The organism is Corallococcus sp. CA053C, assembly GCF_003611675.1.
GTDB lineage: Bacteria > Myxococcota > Myxococcia > Myxococcales > Myxococcaceae > Corallococcus.
In genome coordinates, this window is record NZ_RAWA01000249.1 from 1 (window position 1) to 14,061 (window position 14,061).

The following is a 14,061-nucleotide window of genomic DNA, read 5'->3' on the forward strand; positions in this document are numbered from 1 at the left end:
CGCAAACGTGGACCCGCTCCAGGCAGCGGGCGCGAAGAAGGCCCTGGCGCTGGCCGTGGCGCCTTCCGCGACGCGGGCCGGGGCGGCGGGGACTTCCGGCGCGACCTGCGGCGCGGTGGCCGCGACACGCGCTTCGAGGACTCCAGCGAGCCCACGGTGGAGGGCATCCTCCACGTGCACCGGGACGGCTTCGGCTTCGTGCACCCGGTGTCGGGCGAGGGCGAGAACATCTTCCTGCCGCCGCAGGAGGCCCAGCGGGCGCTCGACAACGACCGGGTCCTCGTGGAGGTGGCGGGCCGGCCGGGACGCTTCGAGGGCCGCCTTTTGCGCGTCATCAACCGCCGGCGCGAGCTGGCGGTGGGCACCTACGTGGAGCAGGGCCGGCACTCGGTGGTGAACCCCACGGACACGAGCCTTCCGGGGCCCATCCGCGTGCCCGCGACGCAGATGGCGCGAGACGGGGACCTGGTGAAGGTGCGCCTGGGCGTGGGCGCGGATCTCCTGGAGCCGGGGCAGGGCCTCTTCGGAGAGGTGGCCGGTTCGCTGGGCCGTCCGGGCGAGCCGAGCGCGGAGGTGCTGGGCTCGGCCTTCTCGCAGGGCTTCTCCGACGAGTTCCCGCCGGAGGTGATGGACGAGGCGGATGCGTTCGCCGTGCGCGTCACCGAGGAGGAGGCCACCGGCGAGAACCGCCGCGACCTGCGCCCGCTGCCGCTGATCACCATCGACGGCGAGGACGCGCGCGACTTCGACGACGCCGTGTACGCGGAGCCGCTGGCCAATGGCTGGCGGCTGGTGGTGGCCATCGCGGATGTGTCCCATTACGTGCGCGAGCGCAGCGCGCTGGACGTGGAGGCGCTCAACCGCGCGACGTCCGTGTACCTGCCGGACCGCGTGCTGCCGATGCTGCCGGAGCGGCTGAGCAACGGCATCTGCTCGCTGCGTCCGGACGAGGACCGGCTGTGCATGGTGGCGGACATGACGTTCGACCACCAGGGCACGCGCCGCTCGTCGGAGCTGTACCCGGCGGTGATGCGCAGCGTGGCGCGCTGCACGTACAACGAGGTGCAGGACGTCCTGGACGGCAAGGACGTGCCGCACCGGAACGCCTTCAAGCCCCAGTTCGAGCAGCTGATGGCGCTGGCGCGCGCGCTGATGGGCATGCGCAAGGCGCGAGGCGCCATCGACTTCGACGTGCCCGAACACAAGGTCGTGCTCGGTCCGGACGGCCTGCCGCTGCGCATGGAGAAGCGCGAGCGCAGGGACAGCCACCGGCTCATCGAGGAGTGCATGCTCGCCGCCAACGAGGCGGTGGCCACGTACTTCCAGGACGAGGGCCTGCCCACGGTGTACCGGTTCCATGGTGAGCCGGATCCGGAGAAGCTGGCGGCGTTCTCCATCCTGGCGGAGGCGTACGGCTTCCACCTGAACGTGGACGACGGCGTGTCGTCGAAGGAGCTGGACGCGTTCATCTCGCAGCTCCACGGACACCCGGAGCAGCGCGCGCTCAACCAGCTCTTGCTGCGCTCCATGATGCAGGCCGTGTACACGGCGACGCGGGTGGGCCACTACGGCCTGGCGGCGGAGAACTACCTGCACTTCACGTCGCCCATCCGGCGCTATCCGGACCTGCTCGTGCACCGCATCCTCAAGGGTGTGTGGGCGCGCAAGGGCAAGAAGCCGTCGGAAGCGCAGATGGAGCGCGAGGAGGAGCGGCTGGAGGGCATGGCGCAGCAGTGCTCGGAGCGTGAGCGCGCGGCCATGACGGTGGAGCGCGAGGTCGTGTCGTTCTACGCGGCGCTCCTGATGAAGGACCGCGTGGGCGAGGAGTTCGACGCGACCGTGGCGGGCATCGCCGAGTTCGGCTTCTTCGTGGAGCTGGACACGGAGCACGTCGAGGGCCTGGTGAAGGCGGAGACGCTGGGGCCGGGCGCCAAGCTGGACAAGCGCGTGCACTCGCTCGTGTATTCGAACGGGCGGCGCGTGCGCGTGGGCCAGAAGCTGCGCGTGCGGCTGCTGTCCGCGAGCACGGTGTCGCGGAAGATCGACTTCGAGGCGCTCCAGTTCGAAGGCGAGTCCCCGCTGGCCCGGACCGCCGCCGCGCGGCCCACGTCGCGCCGGCGCGAGTACGTGAACGAGGCGCCGCCGCGTTTCGGTGGCAAGGCGGGTCGCCCCGGCCGCGAGGACCGTGAGGTCGCGCGGGGCGCGGGACGCAAGCCGTGGGAGAAGCCCGCCGCGGCGCGCACTCCGACGGAAGAGGCCGCGCCCTGGGATGCCGGGGCGGAAGAGACGCCCTTTGGCGTGAAGACGTGGGAGCCGCCCACGCCAGAAGACGTCGCGTCGGAGGAGGCCGCGGCCCTGGCCGGGTTCGACCCCGCGCCCGTTCCCGAGACGACGTCCAAGCCGCGCCCGCGCGGTCGGTTCAGCCGGGAAGGGCGCCGCGAGGAGGCCCCTCCTGCGCCCGCGCGTCCCGGCTCGCGCTTCCTGCGGGCCCGGACGGAGGACGCCGCGCCCCCCGTGGAACGCGCTCCGGTGGAACGTGCTCCGAAGGCGGAGCCCGCCGCCCCGACGAAGGGCAAGCGCCGCCTGTTCCGTCCCGCGGAGCCGGTGCGCCCGGAGCCCGACGCGACGCCCGACTTCACCGAGCCGCCGGAGGTGAAGGCGCCGCGCGAGGACTTCACCCCGCCGGGCCCGGCTGCCTTCGGCGACCGTTTTGATGAGGACGCCGCACCGGCGGCCTCGCCGCACCCGGGCTTCGACCGGATCCGTGCGTTGGCCGCGCAGCGGGGCCTGCTGTCCGAGGGGCCTGCTCCGAAGCGCGGGAGCACAGCGAAGAAGGTCCGCAAGTCGGCGACGGCGCCGGGCTCGCGTGCGAAGGCGGCGAAGAAGTCGCCGGCGGCGAAGAAGGCCGGCGGCAAGAAGAAGGGCGCGGGCACGAAGTCGGGGCGCGGTGCCCCAGGCAAGCGCAAGCGCTGACCGGTGGGCCGGGCACTCCCGTGCCTTCCGTCATTCCATTCCAGGAGGACGTGTGGGTGTTCTGCGAATCGTGGGGTTGATGCTCGCCGTGGCGGGCGGGGTGTTGCTGTTCACCGGGCTCAAGGCGAAGGACTCGCTCACCGAGCGCGCCACGGAGCTGGTCACCGGGCGCAACACCGAGCAGACGACGCTCTATGTCGCGGGCGGCGGTGCCGCGCTCCTGGGCGGTGTGCTGCTGGCCCTCTTCGGAGGAGGGAAGGGCCGACGCTAGGCCCCGCCCCCTCCAGCGCTTTCGCGCGGGCTGCTACGGCTTGTTGACGGCCTGCGCGCCCTTGGCGGCCGCCGCGTTGCGCTTGGTGGCCTCACCGAACTGCTTGGTCAGCTCGTTGAACTCGGCCTGGAGCTGATCAATGCGCGCCTGGTGCGCGGCGGAGCTGGCCTTGGCGGCGGCGACGCGCTCGGCGGCGGCAGGGTCGACGACGGGCTTCTTGCCCTTCACCGGCGCGGCCGGCATGCCGGCCTCCACGGCCTCCTGCTCGGCGGCGCCGAGCAGGGACTTCTCGTGCTCCATGTACTTCGCCATCACGATGCGCTTGTTGAGGTACGTGTTGGCGGAGTTCGGGTTGAGCGCGAGGACCTGGTCGTAGACCTTCAGGGCCTTCTCCAACTCCTCGGGAACGGCGGGCGCGGCCATGTCGCGGGCGCCACCGCGCCGCGAGTGGACCTCCGCGATCCAGCTCAGCGAGTCCGCGTCCTTCGGGTTGATCTTCAGCGCTTCCTGGAAGTACTGCTCCGCCTTCTCGAGCGGGCCGCTCTTCGCGTACATCGCCGCGACGTTGCGGTAGACGGCGGCCCTGTCGTCCGGCGTCTTCGCGAAGTCGAGGAGCTTCATCGCGGACTGCGCGGCCTCTTCCGTCTGGCCCGCCTGCAGGTGCGCGAAGGCCTTCTTCTCCCAGACCTTCTCCTGGGTCGGATCAATCTTCAGCGACTCCTCGTACTCCTTCGTCGCCTCCGCGTAGTTCTTGTCGGCGAGGAAGTTGGTGCCCTTGACCCGGTGCTCCTTGGCCTTCTCTTCCTTCTCGTCCGCACAGCCGAAGGTCCCGCCCAGGGTCAGCACCCCGAGCATCAATCCCACGCTTCCCAGCCGCTTCATGCTCAAAGCCTTTCGTGAAGGTTCAGGGGGCACGCCTCACGGGGCCCCACGTGGCGCGGAATATACCCGAACTCGCTTCGGGCACCCCCCGTCCTGAAGGCTCGGTCTCTCCCCGGGCAGCCGGTGCGGGCACGGCCCATCACGACCGTCCGCGCGCCACCAGGTAGACGAGCAGGGGGGTGCCCAGGGCGGCCGTGACCACTCCCACTGGCAATTCCCGCCCTGGGAAGAAGACGCGCGCCGACGCATCGCACAATGCGAGGAACGCGGCGCCGACGACGACGGAACCGGGCAGGAGGACGCGCCGGCTGACCCCCAGCGTCCGGCGCACGACGTGCGGGACGATGAGCTCCACGAAGGCGATGGGGCCACACCAGGCGACGCAAGCGGCGACGCCCAGGGCCCCCAGGCCAATGGCCACCGCGCGCACGCGGCGGACGGGGACACCCTGGGACTCGGCGTGCTCCTCGCCGGCGATGAAGACCTCCAGGGCGCGGGTGAGCGCGAGCAGGCCCACGAGGGTGACGGCCGCGAACGGCGTCAGCAGCAGCACGCCCGAGTAGCCCACCTGGGGCAGGTGGCCCAGGGACCAGCGGGTGGCGGCCATCAGCTCCGCGGAGTCGGCGGAGAACTGCAACCCGGTGGCAAGAGCCCCGGCCGCCATGGAGCACGCGATGCCGGCGAGCACCACGTCATTCATCCGCACGCGACGGCCCGCGGCGATGGCGGCCACGATGAAGCTGACGCCCAGCGCGCCCACGAAGGCCGCGGAGGTGATCAGCGGCAGGCCGCTCGGAGCGAGCCGTGCACCCAGGACGATGGCGACGAGAGCGCCCAGGGTCGCACCGGCCGTGGTGCCCACGGTGCTGGGGGCGGCCAGCGGGTTGGCGAAGAGGGACTGGTACACGGCGCCCACGAGCGACAGCGTGCCGCCCACGAGCATCGCCATCAGCGTGCGGGGCACGCGGAGCTGCCAGAAGATGAAGTCCGCGGAGCTGGCGGAGAGCCCCGGGCCGAGGAACGGCGCCACCGCGCAGGCGACCGCGCACAGCGCGAGGACACTCCAGAGACGGACCTTCACGGTGCACCTCCGCTCCGGGGCAAGCCCACGAAGACGCGGTGTCCATCCACGGAGGTGCTGTGCATCCGCACTCCGAACAGCGCGCCCAGGTGCTCACCCAGGTCCGGCGCGTCGTAGTCCAGGTCGAACACCACGCGGCCCTCGGTGAGCCCCACCACCCGGGGCGCTCGCGTGCTGGGCGCTCGTGCATGCGTGAGCACGTTCACGTCGTGCGTGACGCAGAGCAGTCCGCGTCCCGCGCGCCACAGGTGTCCCACGCGCGTGTACAACTCCAACTGCTGCGCGGGGTCCAGGAAGTTCGCGGGCTCGTCCAGCAACACCAGCGGCGTCTCCTGCGCGAGCAGCCCCGCCACCGCCACGCGCTGTCGCTCACCTCCTGACAACTCCGTCACGGGACGCGAAGCGAAGTCCTGCGCCCCCACCTCCGCGAGCGCCCGGAGCGCCGCCGTCTCAGATGCGCGACGGGACTCGGGAAAGCGGTAGCGCGCCGCGACCACCTGCTCCAGCGCGGTGATGGGCTCCGCCGCTTCCAACCGCTGCGGCAGCCACGCGAGCAGCGCCGCGCGTTCCCTCGGCGCGAGCCCCGACACGTCGCGCCCGTCCACGCGCGCATGCCCCGCATCCGGCCGCAGCAGTCCCAGCGCCACGCGCAGCAGCGTCGTCTTCCCCGCGCCATTGGGCCCGACGATGGCCACGAAGTCGCCGGGCGCCACGCGCAGCGACACGCCGTCCAGCAGCGTCCGCCCCCGGGCCCGCACTGTCACCGTGTCCAGCGTCAGCCCGGCCGTCATCGCGAGGCGGGCAGGGTGCCCAGGGCGGCCCGCAGCCGCTCCACCACGTCGAGGATGGCCGGCCCGGTGGACTCCACGTCGCGGCCCATCACCAGCCGCACCCGGTCCTCCCGCGCCGCCCGCAGGCCGGTGAGCTTCTTCCACGGCGCGAGCACTCGCGCCTGCTGTTCGGCATCCAGGCCCTGCGCGCTGACGAGCACCAGCACCGCGTCCGGATCCAGCGCGATGACCCCTTCCAGCGACAGGTTGGGAGGACCGCCGCCGTCTTCAGCGATGGCATTGCGCGCACCCGCGGCCTCCAGCGCCGCGCCGTGCAGCGAGCCGCGCTTCATGTACCAGACCTCCGACAGCGTGCCCGACACGTCGCCCAGCACCAGCAGGACGCGGGGGGCCTCCTTCGGCGCGGGGCGCGACAGCGTGGTCTGGAGCCGCTCCGCCAGCGCCGTGGCCTGGGCCTCGCGCCCGCTCAGCCGGCCCAGCTCCTTCACGCTCGCGACCACGTCGGACAGCGACAGCCAGGGCAGCACCTTCAACGGCGCCAGCTTTGACAGCGCCTCCGCCGGGGCCTGCTTCACCTGCTGATCCACGAGCACCGTCGGCTTGAGCCGCGCGATGGCCTCGAAGTTCGGCGCGAACGTGGTGCCCACCTTCGGCAGGTCCGGAGTGCCTTCCGGCAGGACCGTGTAGTCGGACACGCCCACCACCTCCGGGCCCGCGCCCAGGGCGAACAGCGTCTCCGTGACAGCCGGCGACAGCGAGACGATCCGCCGCGCCTGGGGCTCCGGTGCGGGAGGCGCCGGACGTTGGCAACCGGCCGCGAGTGCGAGCAGGGCGAGGAGCAGCAAGGGGAGGCGGAAGAGACTCATGGGCGGGTCGCCTTCTAACACGCGGCCCGTCTCCCGGTGCCCGGAAGAGGGGCTGGGTTTCCCTCCCGGCGCGCGTATCCTGGCGCCTCCTCACAGGGGGATTTCCCAGACATGGCTTGGATGAATCCGTCGGCCCGTGCGCTTTGCGCCGCGGTGTTGCTTTGCGCCTCTTCTGCCTTTGCCGCGTCGCCGTTCGCGGAAGGCATGGTCTCCATCACGTTGGATGACGGTTGGAGCACGCAGTACACGATCGCGCGGCCCGCGCTCAATTCGCGCGCCATCCGCTCCACCTACTTCCTGGTCACCGACGCGGTGGCGCAGGGTTGGGGCGGCTACATGAGCCTCGCGCAGGTGCGCACGCTCTACGCGGAGAACAACGAGATCGCCAGCCACACGCGCACCCACGCGGACCTCACGTCGCTGACGCCCACGCAACTCACGTCGGAACTGCATGACTCGCGCGCCTGGCTCGCCGCGAACGTGGGCGCCGTGTGCGGCAAGGACTTCGCGTCGCCCTACGGCGCGTACAACGCGTCGGTGATGACGGCGCTGAAGTCGGAGTACTCAAGCCACCGCACCATCAACGCGGGCCGCAACTACCGCGACACGGTCATCTACGAGCTGCGCGCCAACGACGTGTCGAGCGCCGTGACGGTGGCGACGGTGAAGGGGTGGATCAACCAGGCCATCGCGGAGAAGAGCTGGCTCATCATCCTCTTCCACGAATTCACCAGCGGGACGCCCACGCGCGAGACGCAGTACAAGACGACCAACTTCACCTCCATCCTGAACTACGTGAAGTCCACCGGCGTGCGCACCGTCACCGTGTCGGAGGGCCTGGCGCTGATGGATGGCCTCACGGAGCCGCCCCCGTCGGTGGGCACGGTCGTCTACGACGACGCGATGGGCAGCAACTTCCAGGACTGGAGCTGGGCGACGCACTCCCTGGACGAGTCCGTCACGGTGCACGCGGGCCCGACCGCGCTCAGCTTCGAGCCGGACAACTGGGAGGCGCTGATGTTCCACCACACCGGGCTGGACCTGTCGCTGTACCAGTCCGTGGACCTCTGGGTGCACGGCGGCACCACGGGCGGCCAGCAGGTGCGGCTGGCGCTGTTCCACGACGCCACGCCGCTGGGCAGCATCAACCTGGCGGACGCGCTGGGCCACCCCATCGCGGCGGGAACCTGGCAGAAGGTGTCCATTCCGCTGAGCACCCTGGGCGCGACGTCCGGCACCGTGAATGACTTCTACGTGCAGGACGACTCGGGCTCGGACCAGGGCACGGTGTACGTGGACGACTTCGTGCTCGTGCCTCACTGAGTGAAGCGCGGCGGCATGGAAGGGGTCAGTAGACCTCTTCCATGTCGCTCTCGCTTGATGCGGCCGCGCTGCCATCGCCTGGCCACACGGCACCGCCAATGCCGCCTTCGACATGCGAGTAGAACATCAAGATGGCTTCGTGCAGCCATCCCTGTTTCTGCATGATGAAGTTGCTGGTCTGGATGACATTGGGCTTCGCGATGACATTGCAGTAATCCAGGTACTGCATCGTCCGGCCAAAGGCCGTGCTGTTCTTGTTCGCGAAATCCGACTTGCTTCGATAGCTGCCTGGGAGGACCGCCTTCAACTGGGAGATCGGTTTCCCCGCGAGATCCAGCTCATAGATGAGAGCCGCTTCAATGGCCCACGCACGCCACTCCGCGCGAAGGGTGGCTTCGTCGTGACCGTTGTACACCACGCTCTGGCTCAGGTGATCGATCGCATGTTGGGTCTCGTGGACCATCGCCGCGAGGAGGCCGTGGTAGTCCGCGCCAGCCTCCGTGATCTGCTCTTCGCTGAGGCGGGAGAGGGTGAGCTTCCCGGTGTTGGCGCTCACGGCGCTGTACATCGCGCTGCCCGTGGCCTGGGGCTTGTCGGCGAAGCCCACGAAGATCGTTCCGGCGAGGTTCTTCGCCTGCCGCTGGATGGTCTTGAAGACCTTGGACGGGATCTTGGAATTGAGATCGATGTCGAGGTAGCGGGTGCCCTCGTACCTGTCGCTGTCGCCCGTGAAGATCATCTTGGCTTGGATGACAGGACGGGTGGCCACGCCACGGGCAGCCCCGTCGACCGGCCGGAAGTCGGCGGGGCGCCTGCCCCGTTCAATCCAGACACGCGCCTGTCGACCCAGCCGGTCGGCCTCGGCTTCGAGCACGGGGTCGTGCAGCAGGGCAGGCCCCGCCGGATTCCTCCCGGCGGTCCTGCCCCCGCGCTGCTGGAGCACATGGGTCAGCTCGTGCGCGAGCAGCTCCACGCCCCCTGATGTGTCGGGCTGGTAGTGACCCCGGGCGAAGTGGACGTCTTCGCCGTGCGCGAAGGCAACCGCGCCCAGGGACTCGGCCTCCTGCCCGACGTGGATGCGCACCGTGGAGAGATCGGCGTCGAAGAACGCCTCCATCCCGAACCGCAGGCCGCTGGGAAGTGTTGAACCTGGACGGCCTGTCGGAGGGGACATGGGCGCAGCTCCTGTCACGGCACGGTGTTAGAGGCGCACCAACTCTACGTCATCCAGGTGGATGAAGCTGGAGCCGTCGTTCGCGGGCGCGTTGCTGTGCAGGCCGAACTCCAGGTAGCCATTGGCCGGCACGGAGACAGCGGGCGTCTCCACCAGCGTCCAGCCGCCGTAGGTGCCCAGGTTGGCGACGGCCGGCGCGCAGGAGCCGCAGGTCTTCACCTGGAAGCGCGCGAAGTTGAACGCGCCGCCCTTGCGGACCCAGGCGCGCAGCTTGTACGTGCCCGCCGCCAGGCCGGACTTCGTCTGGTACGTCCAGACCTCGAAGGGCGTGCCGGCCGTCCAGTGCGTCAGGTGGTAGCTGCCCGAGTGCCCGCCGTTGTACGTCTCCGCCAGGTCCGCGGCTTCCGTGCCGTTCGGGCTCCAGGTGCTCCAGCCCGTCATGCCCTGCTCGAAGCCGGCGTTGGTGAGCCCCAGCGACTGCGCGCCGCCGGGCTGGTACCAGCGCACCCACTCCACCTCCATCGTCTTCTGCACGCCCCACGGCAGGTCGATGGCGGTGGGCGCGGGATGGCCGTACCAGTTGCCACCCATCGCGAGGTTCAGGATGAGGTAGTGCGGCTGCTGGAACTCCGTCTCGTTGTGGCCGAAGGTCGCCGTGGACACGAAGTCGCGATCCAACCGGAACACGATGGTGTTGGCGTTCCACTCCACTTCATACGTGTGGAAGTCCTGCGACAGGTCCACGCCGCGGCTCGCGCCCGTACCCCAGTCCGCCTGCCCGCCGTTGTACCAATGCAGCGCTGACTTCATCCACGTGGGCTCCGTGGACTTCCACTCCAGGATGTCGATCTCCCCCGCGCCCGGCCAGCCCGCGCTGGAGATGTTGGAGCCCAGCGTCCAGAACGCCGGCCACATGCCGTAGCCGGGCGGCAGCTTCATGCTCGCGACGATCTTCCCGTAGCGCCCCTCCACCTTGCCCTTGGTGTGCAGGCGGCCCGAGTAGAACGAGCGGTAGTTGCCGGGGCAGTGCGAGTCGGTGGGGTTGTCCCCCGTGCGCTCCGCGACGATGACCAGCTTGCCGTCGCGCACCACCACGTTCTGCGCGCGCGGGAACTCCAGCTCGCCCGTGCCGAAGTTGCAGTTGTTCGTGACGGGATCCCAGTTGCTCGTCAGCACGGTCCACGCGCCCGTGTTCAGCGACGTGCCGACGAAGTCGTCCTGCCACGTCAGGTTCCAGCCCGCGCCCGGATCATAGGCGCGCTCACCCTGCGCCGTCTGGCCATACGCCACCGCCTCCGCGGGCGTCTCCGGCTCGGGTGAACAGCCGGAAAGGGTGGCGAGGACTCCTGCGGCGACAAGGCCTGCACGCATCGGATGCTTCATGGACGCTCCGGGGTTGGGGGAGCATCCATGATTACCTGTTTTAACGCACCTTGCCAGGAACACCTGGAGATGTCTGGGACACGGTCACCCGAGCCACTGGGGGTTCTGGACGGTGCCGTCGAAGTGGTGGCTCGTCTTGTACTTCTCGAAGGCGCCGTCCTTCGCCGCGTCCTTCGTCTTCGCGAGGAGGGCCTGGACCTCCTTCTCGCTCAGCGGCTTGAAGGTGCGCGCGGCGGTGAGGGCCTGCTCCAGCCGCTCCTGCGAATCGATGCCGGTGATGACGACGCTGACGGGCAGGGAGAGGTTGTAGCGCAGGCAGTCCGGCGCGGTGACGGTCTTGCTGTCGAGGATGAACGGGTCACCCATGGACTTCATCGCGAGCACGCCGATGCCCTCCTTCACGAGCACGGGCAGCACGCGCTTCTCGAAGCTGTTGAAGTGGGCGTCCATCACGTTGAGGGGCAGTTGCACGGTGTCGAAGCGGAAGCCGTGCTGCTTCGCGGTCTCCAGCATCTTGAGGTGGAGGTCCGGGGACTTGTGGCCGGTGAAGCCGAGGAAGCGGGCCTTGCCGGCCTTCTGCGCGTCCTTCATCGCTTCGATGGCGCCCCCTTCGGCGAAGGCGCGGTCCGGATCCGTTTCGCGGATGACCTCGTGGAGCTGGAGCAGGTCCACGTGGTCCGTCTGGAGGCGCTGGAGCGATTCGTCGATCTGCTTCGCGGCGGTCTTCTTGTCGCGGCCGTCGATCTTCGTCATCAGGAAGGCCTTGGCGCGGTAGCCATCGCGCAGCGCCTTGCCCATGCGCTCCTCGCTCTTGCCGTCGTTGTAGTCCCAGCAGTTGTCCAGGAAGTTGATGCCCTGGTCGAGCGCCCCACGGATGAGCGCGAGGCTCTCCGCCTCGTCCTTCTGCTTGCCGATGTGGAAGCCTCCGAGCCCCACGCACGACACCTCCTGGCCGGTGCGGCCCAGCTTGCGGCGGGGCACCGCGGGCGACTTCGTCTTCGCCTTCGGAGGCGGGGCGCCGAGGACAGTCGGGGCGACCATCAGCGACAGCGTCGCGGCGAGGAATTCCTTCCGGGTCATGTACGGGCGTCCTTCCCGCCACCGAAGGAGCCGGTGGCGTCTGGCACGCGGACGTTGGGTCCGCTCACGGCGGGGCACAACGGCCACCCGGGTGGACTGTGCAGGAGCCACCGCTCGGGGCCCGGTTCGGCGCATAATCGACACCCGCATGCGCCTCCCCCTCCTGCTCGCGTTCCTCCTCCTGGCCGGGTGTCGCATCGAATCCGCCGCGCCATCGGGTGGTCCGGCCGTGGCGCAGGCCTCGGTGCCCACGGGCGAGGTGTGGGTCTACACGTCGATGTACCGGCACGTGCTGGATGCGCTGGATCCGCTGCTGAAGGAGCGGCTGCCCGGCGTGCAGGTGCACTGGTACCAGGCCGGCAGCGAGAAGGTGGCAAGCCGCTTGGAGGCGGAGCGGGCCGCGGGCGCCGTGCGCGCGGACCTCCTGATGACATCGGATCCGTTCCTGTATGAGCGACTGGCGCGGGAGGGGGCTTTCCTGCGCTACGCGTCCGTCAATGCGCTGCGCATTCCCCGCGCGCTGGTGGACCTGGATGCGCGGTACGCGGCGGTCCGGCTGTCCACGATGGTGCTGGTGCACCGGGTGGGAGCGGGCACGCCGCCCAGGTCGTTCGCGGCGCTGGTGGATGGAAGCTGGAAGGGGAAGGTGGCCATCGGGGATCCGCTCACGTCGGGCACGGCGTTCACCTGGGCGGTGTTCATGCACGCGCGGCTGGGGGATGCGTACTTCGCGGGCCTGCGGGAGAAGGGCGCGGTGGTGGCGGGGGGCAACGCGGCGGTGCTCCAGAAGGTGGGGAGCGGCGAGGTGGATGCGGGCGTGCTGCTCCTGGAGAACGCGCTGGCGGCGAAGGCGAAGGGCAGCCCCATCGAGGTCGTCTGGCCGGAGGATGGCGCTGTCGTCATCCCGGGCCCGGTGGGCCTGTTCGCGACGACGCGCAACCCGGTGGCGGCGAAGGCGCTGCTGGACGTGTTGCTGTCGCCGGAGGGGCAGCGGATCATCGTGGAGAAGGGGGACATGCACGCGGTGGATCCGCGCCTCGGCGGTCCTCGCGGCGAGCCCGGCGTGGAGGGGCTCTTGGGCCGCGCGCAGGCGTGGTCCCCGGCGTTGCTGGAGCAGGGGCTCTTGCGCGGGGGTGACATCAAGGAAGCCTTCAGCCGGGCGTTCGCGCGATGACCGGACGCGGCGGGGGACGGTGGCTCGCGTTGGCTGCGTGGTTGGTGCCGCTGCTCGTGTTCGCGGTGCTCCCGGTCGCGGCGCTGCTGGTGCGCGGCGTGGGAGCGGCGACGGGCGGGATGGGAGCGGTGCTCGCGGCGGAGTCCGGGGCGCTGGTGAACACGCTGGGCATCTCCTTGGGCGCGACGGCGTGGGCGCTGGGGCTGGGCGCGCCGCTGGCGTTCCTGCTGTTCCGCACGGACCTGCCCGGGCGGGGCGCGTTCACGGTGGCGTTCACGCTGCCGTCGGCCATCCCCGCGTTCATCTGGGGCATGGGGTGGCTGTCGCTCGCGAGCCCTCGGGCCGGCTACCTGAACCGGATGCTGGGCGCGGACGTGTTCAATCTCTATGGCGCGGGGGGCATCGCGTTCGTGGAGGGGCTGTCGGGTCTGCCGCTGGTGCTGCTCGCGGGGGCGGCGGCGCTGCGCCGCGTGGATCCGGCGCTGGAGGAGGCCGCGCGGGTGTGTGGCGCTTCGCCGCTTCGCGCGCTCTTGAGCACCACGGTGCCGCTGGCGCTGCCGTCACTGCTGTCGGGCGCGGTGATGGTGTTCCTCATGGCCGCGTCTTCGTTCGGTGTGCCGTACCTGCTGGGCGTGTCGGCGTCGCCCCCCACGCGTGTGCTCACCACGCGCATCTATGAACTGGTGCTGCTGGGCAGCGAGGAGGGGCTGCCTCGCGCTTCGGTGCTCGCGTCGTTCCTGTTGCTGCTGACGCCGCTGGCGCTGGGGCTCACGTGGGCGCTGGGCCGGACGGGCCGGGTGCGGTTGAGCGCGGGCAAGGGTGTGTCGCCGCGCGTGCTCGCCTTGGGTGCGTGGCGACGGTGGGCGCTGGTGGGCGTGGGACTGGTGGCCGGTGTGCTGGTGGTGCTGCCGCTCGCGGCCATCCTGCTGACGTCGCTGCAACGCAGCTTCGGCGCGGCGCTGACGTGGGATGCGCTGACGCTGTCGCACTGGTCCGGCGTGTTGTGGGACGCGCGCACGCTGCGGGCCACGGGGCGCAGCGTGCTGCTCGCGGTGGGGGCGGG

General features: G+C 70.4%; 12 protein-coding genes. 5 read left to right on the plus strand and 7 right to left on the minus strand.

Annotation, left to right across the window (positions count from 1 at the left end; translation table 11 throughout):
• A partial coding sequence (gene rnr, locus D7V97_RS27600) for a ribonuclease R (protein ID WP_120613625.1) occupies nt 1–2,973 on the plus strand: 2,973 nt, incomplete at its 5' end.
• Between the two features lie 52 nt (nt 2,974–3,025).
• Nucleotides 3,026–3,244 (plus strand): DUF3185 family protein, encoded by a 219-nt coding sequence (locus tag D7V97_RS27605; protein WP_199728961.1) that lies wholly within the window; start codon nt 3,026–3,028, stop codon nt 3,242–3,244.
• 33 nt (nt 3,245–3,277) lie between these two features.
• On the opposite strand, the gene D7V97_RS27610 is transcribed toward D7V97_RS27605, so the two are convergent.
• The 4 genes from D7V97_RS27610 to D7V97_RS27625 form a co-directional block, all read right to left on the minus strand.
• On the minus strand, nt 3,278–4,126 hold the full coding sequence (locus D7V97_RS27610) for a tetratricopeptide repeat protein (RefSeq protein WP_120613627.1): 849 nt from the start codon (nt 4,124–4,126) through the stop codon (nt 3,278–3,280).
• Nucleotides 4,127–4,265: 139 nt separating this feature from the next.
• Nucleotides 4,266–5,207 (minus strand): iron ABC transporter permease, encoded by a 942-nt coding sequence (locus tag D7V97_RS27615; protein ID WP_120613628.1) that lies wholly within the window; start codon nt 5,205–5,207, stop codon nt 4,266–4,268.
• Entirely contained in the window at nt 5,204–5,998 is a 795-nt protein-coding gene (locus D7V97_RS27620) for an ABC transporter ATP-binding protein (RefSeq protein ID WP_120613629.1), read from the minus strand. Before D7V97_RS27620 ends, D7V97_RS27615 begins: the two co-directional genes overlap by 4 nt.
• Nucleotides 5,995–6,864: an ABC transporter substrate-binding protein gene (locus D7V97_RS27625; RefSeq protein ID WP_120613630.1), complete on the minus strand. Its 870-nt coding sequence runs from the start codon at nt 6,862–6,864 to the stop codon at nt 5,995–5,997. Before D7V97_RS27625 ends, D7V97_RS27620 begins: the two co-directional genes overlap by 4 nt.
• 204 nt (nt 6,865–7,068) lie before the next feature.
• On the opposite strand from D7V97_RS27625, the gene D7V97_RS27630 reads away from it, so the two are divergent.
• Nucleotides 7,069–8,187, plus strand: a complete 1,119-nt coding sequence (locus D7V97_RS27630) for a polysaccharide deacetylase family protein (protein WP_233583262.1) — start codon at nt 7,069–7,071, stop codon at nt 8,185–8,187.
• Nucleotides 8,188–8,212: 25 nt separating this feature from the next.
• On the opposite strand, the gene D7V97_RS27635 is transcribed toward D7V97_RS27630, so the two are convergent.
• The 3 genes from D7V97_RS27635 to D7V97_RS27645 all read right to left on the minus strand — a co-directional run bounded on the left by D7V97_RS27635 (nt 8,213) and on the right by D7V97_RS27645 (nt 11,824).
• Nucleotides 8,213–9,361: a DUF4157 domain-containing protein gene (locus D7V97_RS27635; RefSeq protein WP_120613632.1), complete on the minus strand. Its 1,149-nt coding sequence runs from the start codon at nt 9,359–9,361 to the stop codon at nt 8,213–8,215.
• A 27-nt stretch (nt 9,362–9,388) separates the two neighbouring features.
• Complete coding sequence (locus D7V97_RS27640; protein ID WP_233583263.1) at nt 9,389–10,732, minus strand: family 16 glycosylhydrolase; 1,344 nt, start codon at nt 10,730–10,732, stop codon at nt 9,389–9,391.
• 96 nt (nt 10,733–10,828) lie between these two features.
• Nucleotides 10,829–11,824: an aldo/keto reductase gene (locus tag D7V97_RS27645; RefSeq protein WP_120613634.1), complete on the minus strand. Its 996-nt coding sequence runs from the start codon at nt 11,822–11,824 to the stop codon at nt 10,829–10,831.
• Between the two features lie 148 nt (nt 11,825–11,972).
• Between D7V97_RS27645 and D7V97_RS27650 the strand changes: the two genes are divergently transcribed.
• On the plus strand, nt 11,973–12,998 hold the full coding sequence (locus D7V97_RS27650) for an ABC transporter substrate-binding protein (RefSeq protein WP_120613635.1): 1,026 nt from the start codon (nt 11,973–11,975) through the stop codon (nt 12,996–12,998).
• A partial coding sequence (locus tag D7V97_RS27655; protein WP_147445000.1) for an iron ABC transporter permease occupies nt 12,995–14,061 on the plus strand: 1,067 nt, incomplete at its 3' end. The genes D7V97_RS27650 and D7V97_RS27655, both read left to right, overlap by 4 nt.

Excerpts from the sequence above, each read along its gene's own strand:
- D7V97_RS27650 (WP_120613635.1), top strand. The coding sequence starts at position 11,973 with ATGCGCCTCCCCCTCCTGCTCGCGTTCCTCCTCCTGGCCGGGTGTCGC.
- D7V97_RS27635 (WP_120613632.1), bottom strand. The coding sequence starts at position 9,361 with ATGTCCCCTCCGACAGGCCGTCCAGGTTCAACACTTCCCAGCGGCCTG.
- D7V97_RS27625 (WP_120613630.1), bottom strand. The coding sequence starts at position 6,864 with ATGAGTCTCTTCCGCCTCCCCTTGCTGCTCCTCGCCCTGCTCGCACTC.
- D7V97_RS27645 (WP_120613634.1), bottom strand. The coding sequence starts at position 11,824 with ATGACCCGGAAGGAATTCCTCGCCGCGACGCTGTCGCTGATGGTCGCC.
- D7V97_RS27630 (WP_233583262.1), top strand. The coding sequence starts at position 7,069 with ATGGTCTCCATCACGTTGGATGACGGTTGGAGCACGCAGTACACGATC.
- D7V97_RS27640 (WP_233583263.1), bottom strand. The coding sequence starts at position 10,732 with ATGCGTGCAGGCCTTGTCGCCGCAGGAGTCCTCGCCACCCTTTCCGGC.
- D7V97_RS27610 (WP_120613627.1), bottom strand. The coding sequence starts at position 4,126 with ATGAAGCGGCTGGGAAGCGTGGGATTGATGCTCGGGGTGCTGACCCTG.
- D7V97_RS27620 (WP_120613629.1), bottom strand. The coding sequence starts at position 5,998 with ATGACGGCCGGGCTGACGCTGGACACGGTGACAGTGCGGGCCCGGGGG.